Origin of the sequence: Reyranella sp. (genome assembly GCF_017305915.1) — a bacterium.
In the GTDB taxonomy this organism is placed as follows: Bacteria; Pseudomonadota; Alphaproteobacteria; order Reyranellales; family Reyranellaceae; genus Reyranella.
In genome coordinates this window covers 19,015-36,756 of sequence record NZ_JAFKJN010000024.1, presented here as the reverse complement: position 1 = coordinate 36,756, position 17,742 = coordinate 19,015, and the positions used below count along the sequence as shown (strand labels likewise).

Below are 17,742 nucleotides of genomic sequence, written 5' to 3'. Positions count from 1 at the left end.
GTTGAGCCGGTCTTACGGACCGGCGCCACCCTTGCCCAAAAGCTAGGAAGCGGGTTGGGGCGAGTCAAGATGCGCCCCTGCATAGGGCATTGACGCATCGAGCGTTTTTGCCTCGATTTCCATCAGTCGGGGTGCAGCTGTCCACAGCAGGAAAGCCCGGATCCGGCGCCCGGGATAGATCTCGGCCAGCAATGCCCGGTAGAGCGCGAGCTGCCGGCGATAGGCGAGCGCTACGCCGGCCGCCTGCTCGGGCGGCGGCCGGTTGGTCTTGTAGTCGACGATCAGGATCTCGGAATCGGTGACCGCCAGGCGGTCGACCTGGCCGCTGACGGTGAAGGTGCCGCGCGGCGTCTTCACCATGCCGATCAACGGCACCTCGGCGCGTGAGCTTTCGGCGAACAGGGCGCGGTGAGCCGGTGACTCGGTTACCGCCAGGGCCTCGGCCGCCCATTCGTTGACTTCGGCCTCGGTCAGGCCGCGGCCCGGCTGCGCCAGGAAGCGGCGGGCCGCCGCCTCGCGCTGGGCGGGCGGCAGGGCCGGCAGATGGCGCAACAGATCGTGCAGCAGCCGCCCGCGCTGCCAGCGGCGGCGGTCCTCCTGGGCCAGCGGACTGTAGGCGCGCGGCGCCTGGATGGCCTCGTCGGGCAGCGGCTGGGAGGGCGCCAGCGGCGTCGGCGGATCGGGCTCCTCCGGCGCCGGCTCGCGCGCCCAGGCTTCGAGCGTGGCGACCGGGTCGAGCGGCAGCGATTGCTGTTCGGGCAGCTCGATGCGGCCCTTGTTCACCAGCTCGTAGCCTTCGCCGGTCCAGCCGAGCTCATTGAGCTCCGGCGTGAAGTCGAAGGTCTTCCGCGTCGCCCGCACCCGCGGCTCGTCGCTGTGGCCGTCTACGCTTGCTGCAAGGCCGGCGGCGATGCGGTCGTACCAGCAGCCGCGATCCTGCGGCTTGCTGCCGATCCAGCCGCCGACATAGAGCCGGTCCTCGGCGCGAGTCATTGCGACGTAGAGCAGGCGATTCTGCTCCTCCATCGACCGCCGCCGCGCCTCGGCCTTCCAGGCGCGCGCCGCCTCGTTGGCATCGTCGGCGCGCGGCAGCCACAGCCGGGTGTCGTCGCCGCCCGCCAGCAGCCGGTCGAGCTCCTTGGGGATGCGCGTGGTGTCGGGCAGGTAGACGATCGGCGCCTGCAGCCCCTTGGAGGCATGCACGGTGAGGATGCGCACCTCCTGCCGGCGGTTGGCGTCGAGGTCGCGCTTGATCTCGCCGCCGCCCGCCTCGAACCAGCGCAGGAAGCCCTGCAGCGAGGCCGCCTCGCTCCGCTGGTACTGCAGCGCGCGAGAGAGCAGCTCGTCGATCGGGTCGGAGGCCTCGTGGCCCAACCGCTCGAGCAGCAGCCTGCGGCCATGCTCGGGCCCCAGCGCCTGGGCGAAGAAGTCGAACGGCGTGGTGTAGTCGGCGCGTGCCAGCCACTGCGCCAGCCGTTCGTGCGCAGCGGCGAAGTCGGGTTCATGCGCCCGCTCGCGCAGCGCCTGCCAGAGATGGACCTTGCGGTTCCAGGCGAGGGTGAAGAGCCTGTCCTCGTCGAGCCCGACCAGCGGCGACTTCAGGAGACAGGCGAGGTTGAGGTCGTCCTGCGGCAGCAGCACGAAGCGCGCCATGGCGAGCAGGTCCTGGATTGCCAGCTCCTCGCCGAGATTGAGTCGGTCGACGCCCGCGACCTCGATCTGCTCGCGCTTCAGCTCGCGCACCAGGGCGTTGACGAACTGGTTGCGGCGACGGACCAGCACCATGAAGTGGCCGGGGTGCAGCAGCTCGCCCTTGCGCGCCCGGCGCTCGCGGCCGACCAGCCCCTGGATGTGCATCGCGATCAGCCGCGCCAGCCGCTGGTGCGGCGGCGTCAGCACGCCGCTCGGCGCCTCGACGGTTTGATAGTCGGTCTCGACCTTCGCGGCGGCGACCAGCGGCCACAGCTCGACCCGGCCGGGATCGTGCGCGCGGCTGTGCTGGTGCACGACGTCGCCCGGCTCGGCGAGGCCGCTCGCGGCGTCGGCTTGGTCGAACACCCAGTCGACGGCGTCGAGCACCGCCGGCGTCGAGCGGAACGACACGGTGAGCGGCACATGGTCGAAGTTGCGTTCGGCGCGCTGGATGCGCTCGGCGAACCAGTCGCGCATCTCGGCCAGCTTGGCCGGGTCGGCGCGCTGGAAGCCGAAGATCGACTGCTTGGTGTCGCCGACCGCGAAGATGGTGCGCTCCCGGTCGTTGGCGCTCTGGCCCGCGAAGAATTCCTCGGTGAGCTTGCGGATCACCTCCCACTGGTCGGGATTGGTGTCCTGCGCCTCGTCGACCAGCACGTGGTCGATGCCGCCGTCGAGCTTGTAGAGCACCCAGGACGCGCTCTCCGACGAATCGAGCAGCCGCCGCGTGGCGACGATCAGGTCGTCGTAGTCGAGCACGCCGCGCCGCCGCTTGGCCGCGGTGAAGCGGCGGGTGATGTCGAGACCGAGCCGCAGCAGCGACAGGGTCAGCTCGACCAGCGCCTGCCCGCGGGCGCATTCGAGCCGCTCCGCTTCGGCCTGGAGACTGTCGACGATGCCGGGCAGGCGCTTCTGCGCCGCCTTGGTCGCCAGCGTCTTGCGCACCTGGCCCTTGTCGGTGAAGAAGACCTCGCGATAGGCCGCGCTGAGATCGTCGCGGTCGTCGGCCAGCCAATCGGCGATCTTCCGGCCGTTCGGGCCGTCGGTCTTGCCGCCGGTCTCGATCAGGGCGCGCGCCGCCTCGCGCATCGCGGCTTCGTCGAGCGCGGGCACCTGCTCGCAGTTCAACCGCTTGCGCAGCTGGCGGCCGAGCTTCCTGAGGCCGGCCTCGTTGCTGATTCGCGACAGCAGCCAGGCCCGCTCGGCCAGCAGCCGGGTCATCAGGTCGGCGTACTCGGCCACCGAGATGCGACGCGCGACCGTCGCCAGCGCGGTGCGCAGCTCTTCCGGCGCGTCGGCTTCCGCCAGCTCCTCGATCTGGCCGTCCTGCGCCTGGCGCAGCAGGGTCGCGGCCTCGGCCTCGTCCATCACCTCGAAGCCCGGCGTCACATGAGCCTCGATCGGGAAGCGCTTGAGCAGCGCCTGACAGAAGGCGTGGATGGTCAGGATCTGGATGCCGCCCGGCGCGTCGAGCACGCGCGCGAACAGCCGGCGCGCCAGGCTGCGCTGCTCGGCCTGCGGCACCTCGTCGATCAGGTTGGTGATCTCCTTGCCCAAGATGACGTCGTCGGCCATCGCCCAGCGGCCGAGCTGGGCGGCGAGGCGGTTGCGCATCTCGGCCGCCGCCGCCTTGGTGAAGGTGAGGCAGAGGATGCGCTCGGGCAGCACGCCGGCCAACAGCAGGCGCGTCACCCGGTCGGTCAGCACCTTGGTCTTGCCGGTGCCGGCATTGGCCTCGACCCAGGCCGAGCGGTCGGGCGTGGTGGCGCGGCGCTGGGCGGCGCCGGCGAGCTCCAGCGGATCGGTCAGGACCATTCGTCCTTCTCCGTCGACGACCATTCGGCGACCCGCTCGAGATGCTCGTAGTCGTTGAAGTGCGGGATGAACTCGGGCCAGGGCAGGGCGGCGTAGGGCGTCGACGGATCGCCGAAGTGGTCGATCATCTTCTGCACCAGCGCGATCATCTGCGACACCAGCGCGTCGCTGTCCTCGACTTCGATTACCCTGCCGCCATCGCCCAGGCCGTTGGCTTGCCAGTAGGACAACTGCACTGTTCGCGCTGGGCGATCGATGTCCTCGAACTGCATCGCCGCTTCGAGCAGAAGCTGCGGCGAGAAAAAGCCGGCAAGCTCCTTCTTCGACGGTACGCGGCCCGTCTTGTAGTCGATTATGTTCCAGCCGCCGGGCTCGGTTTCGTCAACCCGGTCGGCGATCGCGGTGACGGTGAGCGGCCCGAGCACGAGCGAGCCTCTGGTCTCGCTGGCGAGCAACCTGGTGCCGGCGGCGCGGCGCGCACTCTCGGTGGCGACGAACCAGTGCGCCAACCGCTTGAAGCGCGGCCACCAGAAGGCGCGCTCGGCGGGTGCCGCCAGCACCGTCTCGAGATGCCGCTCGCCCATGGTCTCGAAGATCGCGAGCGCATCGGCCGGCAGGGCGCCGTCGGGATAGGCCTTCAGGAACTCGTCGAGCGTGTCGTGCAGGCGCGAGCCGCGCTCGGCCGCACCCAGCTCCTCTTCCAGCGGATCGAGCCGTCGCAGCCTCAGGACCTGGCGTGCATAGAGCCCGTAGGGATCACGCCGCCACTGCTCGATGCTGGAGACGGAGAGCTGTTTGGGGCGCGCTTCGAGGGGCGGCCGCGGCCGGGGCTGCAGCCATGGCTTGTAGTCGGCGGGATCGTCGAAGGAGCCTGCCCAGGCGACATAGGTGCGCTGGCCGCGCTGGATGTATTCGGGTGGCGGCAGGCCGCTCGCCGCGTCCCAGCCGAACAGCGCGTCGAGCCGCGCCAGCCAGCGCGACGGCACGGTCGGGGCGCCGCCCTCGCGCTCGGCGCGGGTCAGCAACACGCGCTCGGCCGCCAGCGCTGAAGCGAAGTCGTGCGCCGACAGGCCGATGCGGCGCTCGGGCTGCGGCAGGCCGAGCTGCCGGCGCATCGGCCGGTTGATCCATGGGCCGGTCTCGACCGCGGGCGGCCAGCTACCCTCGTTCAGGCCGCCCAGGATCAGCAGATCGGCGCGCTGCAGGCGCGCTTCCAGCGGCCCCCAGATGGCGAGCCGCGGATGGCGGCCGAAGTGGGGCCGGATGGTTTCGGTCGCCAGCATGGTCGTCAGCAGCGCCGGCCATTCGCCCGAGGCGATCTCCTGCCGCTCGCTCCACGCCGCACGCAGGCTCGCCAGCGCATCGGCCAGCGCCTCGCCTGCATCGCCCGACCACAGCGCGTCGCCGGACGCGCATTGTTCGGCGGCGGCGATGGTGAGATCGATCAGGAGGCTCGGCGCGGCGCCGGCCTCGACCGCGGTGCAGAGATCGGCCGTCGCGCGTATGAGCCGATCGACCAGGTCGATGACGTCAGCGCGGTCCTGGGCGATTTTCTCCTTCAGCACGGCGAGGCCGGGATCGGGCTTCAGCCCGCGCAAGCCCTTGCGGTCGAGCCGCCGCGCGGCGTCGAGCAGCTCGGCGCGCGCGAGGCCGAGGGTGCACAGCGGATGCTTCAGCAGCGCCAGCAGATCGACCGGCGCGAAGCTCGAGTCGACCGCAGCGAGCAGGACCCGCAGCAGGGTGGCGGGCGGCGCGTCGGCGAGCTGCTGGCCGGCCGAATCGTCGATGTCGATGGTCCAGCGGCGCAGCTCGGCGGTCACGCGGCGGGCGAGGTCGCGGTCGGGCGTGACCAGGGCGGCGGTGCGATGGGGCGTCTCCAGCGCCTCGCGCAAGGCCAAGGCGATCACCAGCGCCTCCTGGTGCGGCGTGGCGCAGTCGGCGCGGGTTACGTGCTCCAGCGCGGCAGGGTTGGGGCGCTGCCAGGTGTCGGTGGTCTCGCCGGGCCGCATCAGCTCGGAGATCAACTGTCGCCGGGCGCGGTCGCCCGAGCTGCCCGGCCAGTCGGCGACGCCGTCGCGGTCGCAGCCGAGGGCGGCCAGCAGCTCGCGCAGGCCGAATTGCGGATGGGTCGGATCGAGCTTGGCCCAGCTTGCCTCGTCCATCTCGCGGTCGAGGCCGGGCAGCACGACGGCGCCCTGCGGCAGGCCGGCGATGGTCGCCAGCAATTCGCGGGTGGCGGGCTGCGAGCCGGTCGAGCCGGCGGCGATCACCTGGTTCGCCGGCGGCCGCTCGCGCCAGCGTGCGGCCTGGGCGCGGATCGCACGGGTGCGCCGGTCCAGCGCGTCGATCTGGCCGCGTGCCGCCAGGATCTGAGGCCAGTTCTCGCCGACGATGGCGAGGAAGCGCAGGGTGCGCTGCCAGTGGGTGGCGAAGTTGCCGTCGACCAGCGCCTCCAGCTTCTCGAACGGCACGCCGTCGATGGCGAGCTCATCGAGCAGACTTGCAAGCTCGCGTGCGAGCTTGAGCGCCTGGGCGGTGGTCTGGGCGATCGGCTCGCCGTCCTCGCCCGGGAAGCGCAGCACCAGCTCGCTCAGCAGCGCCTCGCGCTCGGTCTGGTCGATCGCCGGCGGCAGGGCGAGCGCGTCGCCGTCGGGGCGGTCGTCCCAGGCGCCGTCGTCGAGGTCGCCGAGCGGGGCCATCTGCGGCAGCAGGGTCGGCCTGCCGTTGGCGGCGCGCAGGAAGGCCTCGCGCAGCGAGCGCACCGAGCGGCGGGTCGGCAGCAGGATCAGCACGTCGGCGAGCTTCAGCGGATCGCCGGCATGCTCGGCGAGAATGCCGGCTGCCAGCTCGTCGGCGAAGCGGCGGTCGATGCCGATGGAGAAGACGCCCTTCATGCCAGCCGCCGTTCGGCCTCGGCCAGCGCCTGCAGCGTGCCGACATGGAACCAGTCGCCGTCATGCACCAGGCCGAACAGGCGGCCCTGGCCTTCGGCGCGGGTCCAAAGCCTCAGGAGGGAGAAGGGGCCGTCGGGCGACTCTTGGAACAGGCGGGAATCGCAGATCGAGATGCTAGCGAAGAGATAGGGCGCGGATGCAGCACTGCCGCGATGGCGGGCGCGGCCATCCGAGCCGAGAAAATAGTCGCCGCGATCCCTGGCCTCGCGGCCGATCGCGCTCTCGATCGGGTGCAGCAGCAAGAGCGCATCCATGTGCGCGGGATCCCAGGCCGCTTCCATGCGGGACAACATCGGCTTGGGACCGTCGCTCCACAAGCCGTCGCCGTTGAGGATGAAATACGGGCCGTCGCCCAGCAGAGGCAGGGCGCTCTTCACGCTGCCGCCTGTTTCGAGCAGCCGCTCTTCGCGCACGATCCGTGCGCGGCCGTCGAGGTGTCGGGCGATCTGCTCGCCGAGGTGATGCACGTTGACCACGATGGTGCGAACGCCGTGCGCGGCGAGCCGCGCCATCGAGCGGTCGAGCATCGACCGGCCGGCGACCGGGATCAGCGGCTTGGGCGTGCTGTCGGTCAGCGGCCGCATACGCTCGCCGCGGCCGGCCGCCAGGATCATGGCGGTGTCGATCAAGCGCCGATGCGCCGCAGCGGCGGCGGCAGGTGATGGTCCACCCAAAGGCGCAGCGGCTCGAGCGCCGGATGCTGCAAGGCTTGCTCGAACATGCGCCAGACCCGCGGCAGGTGCGGCAGGTACTCAGGCTTGCCGTCGCGCCGCAGCAGGCGGACGAACAGGCCGATGATGCGGGCATGGCGCTGCGCCGCCATCAGGGCGTAGCCGGTGCGGAAGTCCTGGGCGTCGAGGCCGGTCGCGGCGAGGTAGCGGGCCAGGCAGGCGGCCTGCACCTTGGGCGACACGTCGCGCCGCGCGTCCTCGATCAGGGAGACCAGGTCGTAGGAGGCATGGCCGCGCTGGGCATCCTGGAAGTCGAGCAGGCCGCAGGCGCGCACGCCCGGGCGCTGCAACCACAGGAGATTGTCCTTGTGGAAGTCGCGCAGCAGCAGGGCGCCGGTGTTTGGCGGCAGGTTGGCGAGGCAGGCGCGCCAGGCGGCGATGTAGCCTGCCGCCACGTCCGCCGCGGTGGCGCTGCCGCTTGCTTCCGGCAGGTACCATTCGGGCAGCAGCATCGCCGCCTCGATCAGCGGTTCGCCTTCGTAGCCGCCGAGGCCCGGCAGCAGGCCGTGGTCGGGCGCAGCGTGGACGGTGGCCAGCACGTCGGTGGCGCGGGCATAGAGCTCGGCTTCATCGCCGCCGTTCGCCAGCACGCGGGCGAAGGTGTCGTCGCCCAGGTCTTCCAGCAGCAGGAATCCGTCGGCCTCGTCGACCGCCCAGATCTCCGGGGCGCTGAGCTTCATCGCCAGGAGATGCCGGCCGATGCGCACGAACGGCCGCACATCCTCCTGCGGCGCCGGCGCGTCCATGACGACAGCGGTGCCGCCGGCGCGGGTCAGGCGAAAGTATTTGCGGAACGAGGCGTCGCCCGCCAGCAGGCGCTCGCCGGCATCGCCCCAGCCGGCGCGGACGACGAAGTCCCGACGCCGCGCAGCGCGGTCAGACATCGAGGAGTGCGCGCCGTCCATCACCATCCAACTCCAGGGTCACGCTGAGATGCTGCGGCAGCAATGGCCCCAGCCGCTCCGGCCATTCCAGCAGCACGATGCCTTCGGCCAAGGCCTCCTCCCAGCCGAGCTCGTAGACCTGCTCGGGCGCCTCCAGCCGATAGAGGTCGAAATGCCAGAAGGCGCCGCGCGGCGTCTCGTAGACCTCGACCAGGGTGAAGGTCGGGCTGGGCACGATCAGGTCGGGATCGTTGGCGGCGGCGCGGATGATGGCGCGGGCGAGCGTCGTCTTGCCGGCGCCGAGGTCGCCCCTGAGGCCGACCACGTCGCCGGGCTTCAGGCGCGCGGCCAGGGTTGCGCCGAGGCTCTCGGTCGCGACTTCATTGGCCAGGGGCATCGAAAAAGCCGGCATCTTGCGATGCCGGCTTTCTAGCATGTGTGAGGCTGTGGGCGGTTACACGCCTCTGAGGCGCTTAGTACCGGTACAGATCGCCCTTGAACGGGCCAGCCTCGGGCACGCCGATGTACTTGGCCTGGTCGGGCCGGAGCTTGGTCAGCTTGGCGCCGACCTTCTCGAGATGGAAGGCGGCGACCTTCTCGTCGAGGAACTTCGGCAGGGTGTAGACCTTCTTCTCGTACTTGTCCGGGTTGGTCCAGATCTCGATCTGGGCCAGCGTCTGGTTGGAGAACGAGGCCGACATCACGAAGCTCGGATGGCCGGTGGCGTTGCCGAGGTTCACCAGCCGGCCCTCGGAGAGGACGATGATGCGCTTGCCGTCGGGGAACTCGACCTCGTCGACCTGCGGCTTGACGTTGTGCCACTTGAAGTTGCGCAGGTTGGCGATCTGGATCTCGCTGTCGAAGTGGCCGATGTTGCACACGATGGCGCGGTGCTTCATCGCCTTCATGTGGTCGAGGGTCAGCACGTCGACGTTGCCGGTCGCGGTGACGAAGATGTCGGCCTTGGGCGCGGCCTCTTCCATGGTGACGACCTCGTAGCCTTCCATCGCCGCCTGCAGCGCGCAGATCGGGTCGATCTCCGACACCATGACGCGGCAGCCGGCCTGGCGCAGCGAGGCGGCCGAGCCCTTGCCGACGTCGCCGAAGCCCGCGACCATCGCGACCTTGCCCGACATCATGACGTCGGTGCCGCGGCGGATGCCGTCGACCAGCGATTCACGGCAGCCGTAGAGGTTGTCGAACTTCGACTTGGTCACCGAGTCGTTGACGTTGATGGCGGGCCACAGGAGCTTGCCCTCCTTCTCCATCTGGTAGAGGCGGTGCACGCCCGTCGTCGTCTCCTCGGTGACGCCGCGGATCGCGGCGCCGAGCTTGGCGTACCAGCCCGGCTTCTCCTTGTTGGTCCTGAGGATCGCCTTGTAGAGGACCTCTTCTTCCTCGTTGGTCGGCTTGGACACCAGTGACGGGTCCTTTTCCGCACGCATGCCGAGATGGACCAGCAGGGTGGCGTCGCCGCCGTCGTCGAGGATCATGTTCGGCGCGCCGCCGTCGCCCCATTCGAAGATCTTGTGGGTGTAATCCCAGTACTCGGTCAGGCTCTCGCCCTTCACGGCGAATACCGGCGTGCCCGACTTGGCGATCGCCGCGGCGGCATGGTCCTGGGTCGAATAGATGTTGCACGAGGCCCAGCGCACGTCGGCGCCCAGCGCCTTCAGGGTCTCGATCAGCACGCCGGTCTGGATGGTCATGTGCAGCGAGCCTGCGATACGCGCACCCTTGAGCGGCTTCTTGGCGCCGTATTCCTTGCGGATCGCCATCAGGCCGGGCATCTCGGTCTCGGCCATGTCGAGTTCCTTGCGGCCCCAATCGGCGAGCCCGATATCCTTGACGATGCAGTCGGCCATCTCGGCGCTCCGGCGGTTCTGGGTTGGGACGCCGTCTCTTAACAGCGGTCCTGCGGGCTCTCAACGGACCATATCAAGACATAAGCAAGAATTTATGCCGATATGCGCCGCGCTTTATGTCCACCCTCCCCGCCCAGACCAAGGTCACAGGTCAGCGCGTCGAGGTATGGCCGCCATAGGCACCGGCATTGTGCTCGCCGACGCTTTGGTCGAGCCCGCGGCGGCCTTGAGCCGACGTAGTAGCTGCCGTCGGCGCAGCATGCAGGCGTAGGCACCGGGCTCGTCAGACATTACTTCGTATTGCCACCCTTCGAGACGCGGCCCTTCGGGCCGCTCCTCAGGGCGAGGTCTGTGGGGTGCGCCAGCTTGATGCGCGCGGCTGCTTCATTCCTCGCCGAACTTGCCTTCGACCAGGGCGGAGAGCGCCACCATGGCCTCCATGGCCTGGCGGCCCGAGCAGGCGAGCTCGATCGAGCTGCCGATGCCGGCGGCCAGCATCATCAGGCCCATGATCGACAGGCCGGAGACCTCCTGCCCCTTGAAGGCGACCCGGACGGAGGCGTCGTACTGCCCGGCGGTGCGGACGAACTTGGCCGCGGCGCGGGCATGCAGGCCGCGCTTGTTGCCGATCGCCAGGGTGCGTTTCAGGGCGCCGGGCGATGTCTCCCCGGCGGCGTTGCTCACGAAGCTTCCTTGGCCAGGATCCGCGAAGCCACGGTGATGTACTTGCGGCCGGCCTCCTGCGCCATGCGCACGGCCTCGGCGATCGGCCGGTTCCGGACCGAGGCGAGCTTGACCAGCATCGGCAAGTTGACGCCGGCCAGCACCTCGATACGCGCATGCTCCATGATGGAAATGGCGAGATTGGACGGCGTGCCGCCGAACATGTCGGTCAACACGATCACGCCGTCACCCGTGTCGCAGGCCCGCGCCCGCTCCAGGATCTCGGCTCGCCGCTTCTCCATGTCGTCCTCGGCGCCGATGCACACCGCCGAGATGCATTGCTGGGGACCTACCACGTGCTCCAGGGCGGCGAGGAATTCGCGCGCAAGGTTGCCGTGCGTCACGAGTACGATGCCGATCATACACCCCTGCCCCAAACGCTCTGCGACACCGGCTCTCCCCGAACCTCCGTATCGCGATGCACAAGAGTGACCGAGCGACCCGCGCCGCGCAACCATTCCGCCAACCTTTCTGCAACGGCGATCGAGCGGTGCCGGCCCCCCGTGCAACCGACGGCGATGGTGAGATAACTCTTGCCCTCGGCGTCGAATCGGGGCAGCAGCGGCCCGATCAGCCCCTCCAGCCGGGCAATGAACGGTTCGTAGTCCGGATCGGTGGCGATGTAGTCGACCACCGGCTTGTCCTGGCCGGTGAACGGCTTGAGCTCGGCCACGTAGTGCGGGTTCTTCAGGAACCGCACGTCAAACACCAGGTCCGCCTCGCGCGGCAGGCCGCGGCGGTAGGAGAACGACATCACGGCGATGCGCGCGCCGCGCTGCCCGCCCACCGCGAAGTGGCCGGCGAGGATCTGCTTGAACTGGTGGGGCGACAGCGCCGAGGTGTCGACCACCACGTCGGCCGAATCGCGCAGGCCGCCGATCTGCTTGCGCTCCTCGACGATGCCGTCGACCACCGGCCGGTCGGGCGCCAGGGGATGCGGCCGGCGCGATTCGGTGTAGCGGCGCTGCAGGGTCTCGGTGTCGCAATCGAGGTAGAGCAGGCGGGCGTCGAGGTCGTCGCGCTGGCGCAGCTGCTGCAGGTGGCGCACCAGCGCCGGGGCACTGAAGCCGAAGGTGCGGGTGTCGACGCCGAAGGCGAGCGGGGCCGCCAGCTCGCCCGGGCTGGCGGTCGAGCGCATCAGGTCGCCGAGCAGCGGCAGCGGCACGTTGTCGACCGCGACGTATCCCAGGTCCTCGAGCGCATGCAGGGCGGTGCCGCGGCCGGCGCCGCTCAGGCCGGTGACCAGCACGAAGGGACGCCGCGCGTGGGTCCGCTGGGGAATCGAGGCCGGGGAGGACGAGCTATCGGGCATGGCCGCGTCCTTACGATGATGCGACCGCGCTCCGCGTCAAGGCAAGCCACAACTTTTGAACAGCTGAGAGCTCGAATGGGGCGAGATCCAGTCGCGGCAATGTGATGTCGAGCAGCGTTTCCGTCTGCGGATCGGGCAGCCGTTCGATGCGCTCGGACGGTACGAGATCGACCAGCAGGGCAACGGCGGCGCGCGCCTGCAACTGGTTTCGCGGGAGCCGAACGATGCCGACGCCACGCGCCTCGATCAGGCCGGCCAGGGCGGGCGGTGGCGATGCGAACAGCGAACGGCCGCGGCGCGCGAGGTGCGTCTGGTCGTCGGCGACGAGCCGGCCGCCGGCCTGGATCAGCCGCAGCGCGAGGTCGGACTTGCCCGCGCCCGACGGCCCGCGCAGCAGCACGGCGCGCCATTGGCCCTTGGCCTTGAGCGCCACCGACGTTGCATGGACGAAGGTCATTCGGACCGCGGACCTCCAGGTCCGCTTATGAGGCGGACCTGGAGGTCCGCGGTCCGAATGATGAAGATCACGACGCCGCCGGGACGGTCACGGTGAAGCGAGCACCGAGCACGCGGCCGTCGGGCGCCTTGCGGTTGCTGGCGGTGATCGAGCCGCCGAAGGTCTCCATGATCTGGCGGCAGATCGAGAGGCCGAGGCCCGAATGCTGGCCGAAATGCTCGCTCGGCCGCTCGGAGTAGAATCGCTGGAAGATCGATTCGAGATTGTCCTCGGGGATGCCCGACCCCTCGTCGTCGATGGTCACCACGAACGGGCCGTTGCGCGGCTCGCGGCTCAGCTCCACGAGAACGCGCGAGCCGCGCGGGCTGAAAGACAGTGCGTTGTCGATGACGTTGCGGAACACCTGGCCGTAGCGGCCGTCATGGCCCAGCCCTTGGTAGGGCGGGTTGGCCGACAACCGCAACTCGACCTCCACGCCGGCCTTTTGCGCCGCGATGGCGGCGTAGTGCTGCACCATGTCGCTCAGCAGCGTCTTGAGATCGACCGTCTTGAACTCGCCGCGCATCAGCTCGGCGTCGAGCCGCGAGGCGTCGGAGATGTCGGAGATCAGCCGGTTCAGCCGCTCGATGTCCTGGACGACGATGGCCATCAGCTTGGCGCGCTGCTCGGGCTCGAGGCTGGGCCGCGCCGCGACCTCGATGGCGGAGCGCAGCGAGGTCAGCGGGTTCTTGAGCTCGTGCGCCACGTCGGCGGCGAAGCTCTCGATAGTGTTGATGCGCTGCCACAGCGCGTCGGTCATCGAGCGCAGCGCGTCGTTGAGGTCGCCGATCTCGTCGCCGCGCTTGCCGAGATCGGGGATCTCCGGCCGGCTCTCGCGGGCGAGGCGGATCTCGTCGGCGGCGCGCGCCAGCCGCACGATCGGATGGGTGATGGTGCCGGCGAGATAGAGCGACAGCAGCACGGTGATGCCGAGCGCCGCCACCGCGATGGTCAGCATGTCGGCGCGCACCTCGCGCAGCGACGCGGCGATCGCGCGGTTGTCGCGGGTCAGCATCAGCGCGCCCAGCACCTGCTTGTAGCGCTGCACCGGCACCGCGGCGCTGAGCAGCAGCCGGCCGTCGGACATGATGCGCACCGCCGAGGCGTTGAAGCCGCGCAAGGCGCTGTTGGCCTCGGGGAAGTCGCGCAGGCTCGGGGCGGCGTGCTCGACATAGGCGGGGAAGCGGTCGGAGCGCGACAGCTGGCGGCCCAGCCAGTCGCCGATCCGGTCGGCCCAGCGCTGCGACGGCGGCTCGGCCGGCAGTTCCTCGGGCGGCGGCAGCGGCTGGATATGGATGCGGCCGGTCTCGCTCAGCACGGCCGAATCGCCCAAGAGCTCGCCGGTCTCGCTGAACAGCCGGGCGCGCACCCCGGTCGGCCGCACCAGACGGGTCAGCAGCTGGCGGGCGGCCTCGGCGTCGAGCCGGTTGGCCGTGGTCTCGCCGCCGATCACCGCGACCTCGCCGATGCCGGCCGCGACCATCTCGCCCTGGACCAGCAGCGACGCCAGCTCGGCGTCGATCAGCTCGTCCTCGTAGTCACTGAGATAGACCGCGCCCAGCGCCAGCAGCACCACCGGCACGATGTTGAGCAGCAGGATGCGGCGGGTGAGCGGCGAATGACGGCGGGTCGCGCGGCGCCGCCGGCGCAGCATCGACGGCGTCTCGCTGCGCGTCACGGCGCGGACCCTTCGCCGGAACTTCGGCAGCAACCGGCGCAGCGTCGAGGCGAGGGAGCGACGCTTGGCAGATCCGGAGGTGCCGTCGGTGACGCTAGCCATGTCGGGTTCCTCTCCCCCGCGAGGGGGAGAGGTTAGGTGAGGGGGTGACGAAGGCTGTGCGCAATCCCCTCACCCCACCTCTCCCCCTCGCGGGGGAGAGGAGCATGAGGGGCGCGGGTCTCACCCGCTCACGAATCGCGGTAGCGGTATCCGATGCCATAGAGCGTTTCGATCTGCTCGAACTCCGGGTCGACCTCGCGGAACTTGCGCCGCACCCGCTTGATATGGCTGTCGATCGTGCGGTCGTCCACGTAGATCGTCTCGCCGTAGGCGGCATCCATCAACTGGTCGCGGTTCTTGACGTGACCCGGACGCTCGGCGAGGGACTTCAGCAGCAGGAACTCGGTGACGGTGAGGTGCACCTCCTTGCCCTTCCAGGTGCACTGGTGGCGGGAGGGATCGAGGATGAGCTCGCCACGCACGATGCGCTCGGCCGCGGCGCCCTCGCCCTTGACGCTGCCGGCGTCACTGCGGCGCAGCACGGCGCGGATGCGCTCGAGCAGCAGGCGCTGGGAGAACGGCTTGCGGATGAAATCGTCGGCCCCCATGCGCAGGCCCAGCACCTCGTCGATCTCCTCGTCCTTGGAGGTGAGGAAGATCACCGGGAACTGCTGCGTCTTGCGCACGCGGTTGAGCAGCTCCATGCCGTCCATGCGCGGCATCTTGATGTCGAAGATCGCCATGTCGGGTGGCGCCTGGTTGAGGCCTTCCAACGCGGCGGCGCCATCGGAATAGGTCTTCACCTGGAAGCCCTCGGCCTCCAGCAGCATCGACACGGAGGTCAGGATATTGCGGTCGTCGTCGACCAGGGCGATGTTCTTGCGCACGGCTCTTCTTTCTCCTGGCCCTTGGGGGCTCGGTTTGCAACGTTACCACAGACCGGCGGTTGCCGGTTCTTGCCCTATTTGCCGCCGCTCGGGCACGATTCCGGCCCATTTCCAGCCCTGAGCGAGCCCATGACCGAGCCGTCCGAGCCACCCGACCCCTTCCGTGACGTCCGCGACCTGATCCGCAGGTGCGACCGGGCGGCCCTGGCGACCGCCCTGCCGGCCGCGGCCGGCGCGGCGGCCTGGCCCTACGCCTCGCTGGTCCTGGTGGCGGTCGACCACGACCTGTCGCCGATCCTGCTGCTGAGCGACCTCGCCGAGCATACCAAGGCGCTGGCGGCCGACCCGCGGGTATCGCTGCTGTTCGACGGCACCGGCGGCCTCGCCCAGCCGCTGACCGGCCCGCGCGTGACCCTGCTGGGACACGCCGCCAAGACCGACGACGAGCGGCTGAAGCGGCGCTTCCTGCGCCATCACCCGGACGCCGAGATGTATGCCGGCTTCCGCGATTTCAACTTCTACAAGGTGTCGCTGGAGCGCACACACCTGGTCGGCGGCTTCGGCAAGATCCGCTGGATCGAGCCCGGCGAGCTGCTTGCCGTCCCGCCATTGCCGGATCTGGCGGCAAGCGAGGAGGGTATCGTTATCCACATGAACGACGATCATGCGGATGCCGTGCAGCTCTATGCGACCAAGCTGCTGGGGCTTTCGGCGGAGGGCTGGACGATGACCGGCATCGATCGGGAGGGCATCGACCTGAGGCAGGGCGGTAACGTCGCGCGACTGTCCTTTGAATCCTCTATGCCGGCGGCGGAAGACGCTCGCCGAATCCTGGTGGCGTTGGCGGCCAAGGCAAGAGCCTGATTTCCACGACGCGGTCACGGGCGGCGGTCACGGCAAGACCACTCGTCGGCCAGCGTACCGACTGTGCATATGCGAAGCGATCGTTTGCCGATTGTCGACGGGTGGGGTAAACGGCCGTTCAATAAGCCGTTCGTAAACAGGAGAAAACGCCGTGACACAGGCGGGCTTCGTCGTTCCCAAATTCGGCCTCGATTCCCTCGGGCTGAAGAACCTCGGCAATGTCTATTGGAACCTGCAGGTTCCGACGCTCTACGAAGAAGCGATCCGCCGCGGCGAGGGCCAGCTCGGCGAAGGCGGCGCGCTGGTGGTGCGCACCGGCGTGCACACCGGCCGCTCGCCCAACGACAAGTTCTTCGTCGACGACAGCGTCACGCACGGCAACGTCGACTGGGGCAAGACCAACAAGCCGATGTCGTCGGAGAAGTATCGCGCCCTCTACAACCGCATGATCTCCTACGCCCAGCGCCGCGACCTGTTCGTGCGCGACTGCTGGGGCGGCGCCGATCCGGCGCATCGCATCGGCGTGCGCGTGGTCACCGAGACCGCCTGGCACAACATGTTCGCGCGCAACATGTTCCTGCGCCCGACCAAGGAAGAGCTCGCGACCTTCAAGCCCGACTTCACCATCCTCAACCTGCCGGGCTTCCAGGCCGATCCGAAGCTCGACGGCACGGCGAGCGATTGCGCCATCCTGGTGAACTTCACCGACCGCGTCGTGGCGATCTGCGGCACCTGGTACGCCGGCGAGATCAAGAAGTCGGTGTTCACCATCCTGAACTACCTGCTGCCCGAGAAGAACATCCTGCCGATGCATGCTTCGGCCAATATCGGCCCCAAGGGCGACGTGGCGATCTTCTTCGGGTTGAGCGGCACCGGTAAGACCACGCTGTCGGCCGACCCTTCGCGTACCCTGATCGGCGACGACGAGCATGGCTGGGCCGAGAGCTCGCTGTTCAACTTCGAAGGTGGCTGCTACGCCAAGGTGATCAAGCTCAGCCGGGAGGCCGAGCCCGAGATCTACGCCACCACCGAACGCTTCGGGACGGTGCTGGAGAACGTGGTGATCGATGCCGTCGGCGGCCTCGACCTCGACGACGGCCAGTACACCGAGAATACCCGCGCCTGCTATCCGATCGACTTCATCCCGAACACTTTGGCGAGCGGCATCGCCGGCACGCCCGAGAACATCGTGATGCTGACCGCCGACGCCTTCGGCGTGCTGCCGCCGATCTCGCGGCTGTCGCCGGAGCAGGCGATGTATCACTTCCTGTCGGGCTACACCGCCCGCGTCGCCGGCACCGAGAAGGGCGTGACCGAGCCGCAGGCGACCTTCTCGACCTGCTTCGGCGCGCCGTTCATGCCGCGCCATCCGACGGTCTACGCCAAGATGCTGGGCGAGAAGATGGCCCGCCAGAACGTCAGGTGCTGGCTGGTCAACACCGGCTGGTCGGGCGGCGGCTTCGGCGTCGGCAACCGCATGTCGATCAAGCACACCCGCGCCATGGTGCGGGCGGCGCTCGACGGCACCCTGGCCTCGGTCGCCTCGTCGACCGATCCGCATTTCGGCATGCAGGTGCCGAGCGCCTGCCCGGACGTGCCGGGCGACGTCCTGAACCCGCGGAACACCTGGAAGGACAAGAAGGCCTACGACAGCACCGCCCGCGACCTGACGCAGCGCTTCGAGAAGAACTTCCAGCAGTTCGAGGGCCACGTCGACGGCAAGATCAAGCAGGCGGCGATCCGCGCCGCGGCCTGATCCACAGTCGGGCATCGGGGAGCCCTTTCGCCTCGGGCGGAAG

At 69.4% G+C, this 17,742-nt stretch carries 14 protein-coding genes; 2 read left to right on the top strand and 12 right to left on the bottom strand.

What is annotated here, in order from left to right; all coding sequences use genetic code 11:
* Window positions 1–42: 42 nt before the first annotated feature.
* The 12 genes from addA to J0J01_RS23105 form a co-directional block, all read right to left on the bottom strand.
* A complete protein-coding gene (addA, locus tag J0J01_RS23160; RefSeq protein ID WP_296385011.1) occupies window positions 43–3,507 on the bottom strand; it encodes a double-strand break repair helicase AddA in 3,465 nt (1,154 codons plus the stop codon).
* Complete coding sequence (addB, locus tag J0J01_RS23155; RefSeq protein WP_296385009.1) at window positions 3,498–6,401, bottom strand: double-strand break repair protein AddB; 2,904 nt, start codon at window positions 6,399–6,401, stop codon at window positions 3,498–3,500. The genes addA and addB overlap by 10 nt, the downstream gene beginning before the upstream one ends.
* Window positions 6,398–7,090, bottom strand: a complete 693-nt coding sequence (locus J0J01_RS23150) for a nucleotidyltransferase family protein (RefSeq protein WP_296385007.1) — start codon at window positions 7,088–7,090, stop codon at window positions 6,398–6,400. Before J0J01_RS23150 ends, addB begins: the two co-directional genes overlap by 4 nt.
* Window positions 7,087–8,076, bottom strand: a complete 990-nt coding sequence (locus J0J01_RS23145) for a phosphotransferase (protein WP_296385005.1) — start codon at window positions 8,074–8,076, stop codon at window positions 7,087–7,089. The genes J0J01_RS23150 and J0J01_RS23145 overlap by 4 nt, the downstream gene beginning before the upstream one ends.
* The gene (tsaE, locus tag J0J01_RS23140; protein WP_296385004.1) at window positions 8,069–8,473 is read right to left on the bottom strand and encodes a tRNA (adenosine(37)-N6)-threonylcarbamoyltransferase complex ATPase subunit type 1 TsaE; all 405 of its coding nucleotides are present in this window, start codon (window positions 8,471–8,473) and stop codon (window positions 8,069–8,071) included. The genes J0J01_RS23145 and tsaE overlap by 8 nt, the downstream gene beginning before the upstream one ends.
* Before the next feature lie 76 nt (window positions 8,474–8,549).
* A complete protein-coding gene (ahcY, locus tag J0J01_RS23135; RefSeq protein WP_296385001.1) occupies window positions 8,550–9,941 on the bottom strand; it encodes an adenosylhomocysteinase in 1,392 nt (463 codons plus the stop codon).
* A 384-nt stretch (window positions 9,942–10,325) separates the two neighbouring features.
* Complete coding sequence (locus J0J01_RS23130) at window positions 10,326–10,625, bottom strand: HPr family phosphocarrier protein (RefSeq protein WP_296384999.1); 300 nt, start codon at window positions 10,623–10,625, stop codon at window positions 10,326–10,328.
* Window positions 10,622–11,026, bottom strand: a complete 405-nt coding sequence (locus tag J0J01_RS23125) for a PTS sugar transporter subunit IIA (RefSeq protein ID WP_296384997.1) — start codon at window positions 11,024–11,026, stop codon at window positions 10,622–10,624. Before J0J01_RS23125 ends, J0J01_RS23130 begins: the two co-directional genes overlap by 4 nt.
* Window positions 11,023–11,976, bottom strand: a complete 954-nt coding sequence (gene rapZ, locus J0J01_RS23120) for an RNase adapter RapZ (RefSeq protein ID WP_296384995.1) — start codon at window positions 11,974–11,976, stop codon at window positions 11,023–11,025. Before rapZ ends, J0J01_RS23125 begins: the two co-directional genes overlap by 4 nt.
* A gap of 10 nt (window positions 11,977–11,986) precedes the next feature.
* Window positions 11,987–12,433, bottom strand: coding sequence for an HPr kinase/phosphatase C-terminal domain-containing protein (locus tag J0J01_RS23115; RefSeq protein WP_296384994.1), 447 nt, complete (start codon window positions 12,431–12,433; stop codon window positions 11,987–11,989).
* Window positions 12,434–12,500: 67 nt separating this feature from the next.
* A complete protein-coding gene (locus tag J0J01_RS23110; RefSeq protein WP_296384992.1) occupies window positions 12,501–14,252 on the bottom strand; it encodes a stimulus-sensing domain-containing protein in 1,752 nt (583 codons plus the stop codon).
* 128 nt (window positions 14,253–14,380) lie between these two features.
* Complete coding sequence (locus J0J01_RS23105) at window positions 14,381–15,079, bottom strand: response regulator transcription factor (RefSeq protein WP_296384991.1); 699 nt, start codon at window positions 15,077–15,079, stop codon at window positions 14,381–14,383.
* A gap of 129 nt (window positions 15,080–15,208) precedes the next feature.
* Here J0J01_RS23105 and J0J01_RS23100 point away from each other — a divergent pair, with 129 nt between their 5' ends.
* Together J0J01_RS23100 and J0J01_RS23095 are read left to right on the top strand one after the other, a co-directional pair.
* Window positions 15,209–15,943 carry a DUF2470 domain-containing protein gene (locus tag J0J01_RS23100; protein WP_296384989.1) on the top strand — a complete coding sequence of 245 codons (735 nt, stop codon included), beginning with the start codon at window positions 15,209–15,211 and terminating at the stop codon, window positions 15,941–15,943.
* A 151-nt stretch (window positions 15,944–16,094) separates the two neighbouring features.
* Entirely contained in the window at window positions 16,095–17,699 is a 1,605-nt protein-coding gene (locus J0J01_RS23095) for a phosphoenolpyruvate carboxykinase (RefSeq protein WP_296384987.1), read from the top strand.
* Window positions 17,700–17,742 lie beyond the last annotated feature (43 nt).

What these genes read in the sequence shown, in the direction of transcription:
- addB (WP_296385009.1), bottom strand. Translation starts at nt 6,401, where the DNA reads ATGAAGGGCGTCTTCTCCATCGGCATCGACCGCCGCTTCGCCGACGAG.
- J0J01_RS23145 (WP_296385005.1), bottom strand. Translation starts at nt 8,076, where the DNA reads ATGTCTGACCGCGCTGCGCGGCGTCGGGACTTCGTCGTCCGCGCCGGC.
- addA (WP_296385011.1), bottom strand. Translation starts at nt 3,507, where the DNA reads ATGGTCCTGACCGATCCGCTGGAGCTCGCCGGCGCCGCCCAGCGCCGC.
- ahcY (WP_296385001.1), bottom strand. Translation starts at nt 9,941, where the DNA reads ATGGCCGACTGCATCGTCAAGGATATCGGGCTCGCCGATTGGGGCCGC.
- rapZ (WP_296384995.1), bottom strand. Translation starts at nt 11,976, where the DNA reads ATGCCCGATAGCTCGTCCTCCCCGGCCTCGATTCCCCAGCGGACCCAC.
- J0J01_RS23100 (WP_296384989.1), top strand. Translation starts at nt 15,209, where the DNA reads ATGACCGAGCCGTCCGAGCCACCCGACCCCTTCCGTGACGTCCGCGAC.
- J0J01_RS23115 (WP_296384994.1), bottom strand. Translation starts at nt 12,433, where the DNA reads ATGACCTTCGTCCATGCAACGTCGGTGGCGCTCAAGGCCAAGGGCCAA.
- J0J01_RS23125 (WP_296384997.1), bottom strand. Translation starts at nt 11,026, where the DNA reads ATGATCGGCATCGTACTCGTGACGCACGGCAACCTTGCGCGCGAATTC.
- J0J01_RS23110 (WP_296384992.1), bottom strand. Translation starts at nt 14,252, where the DNA reads ATGGCTAGCGTCACCGACGGCACCTCCGGATCTGCCAAGCGTCGCTCC.
- tsaE (WP_296385004.1), bottom strand. Translation starts at nt 8,473, where the DNA reads ATGCCCCTGGCCAATGAAGTCGCGACCGAGAGCCTCGGCGCAACCCTG.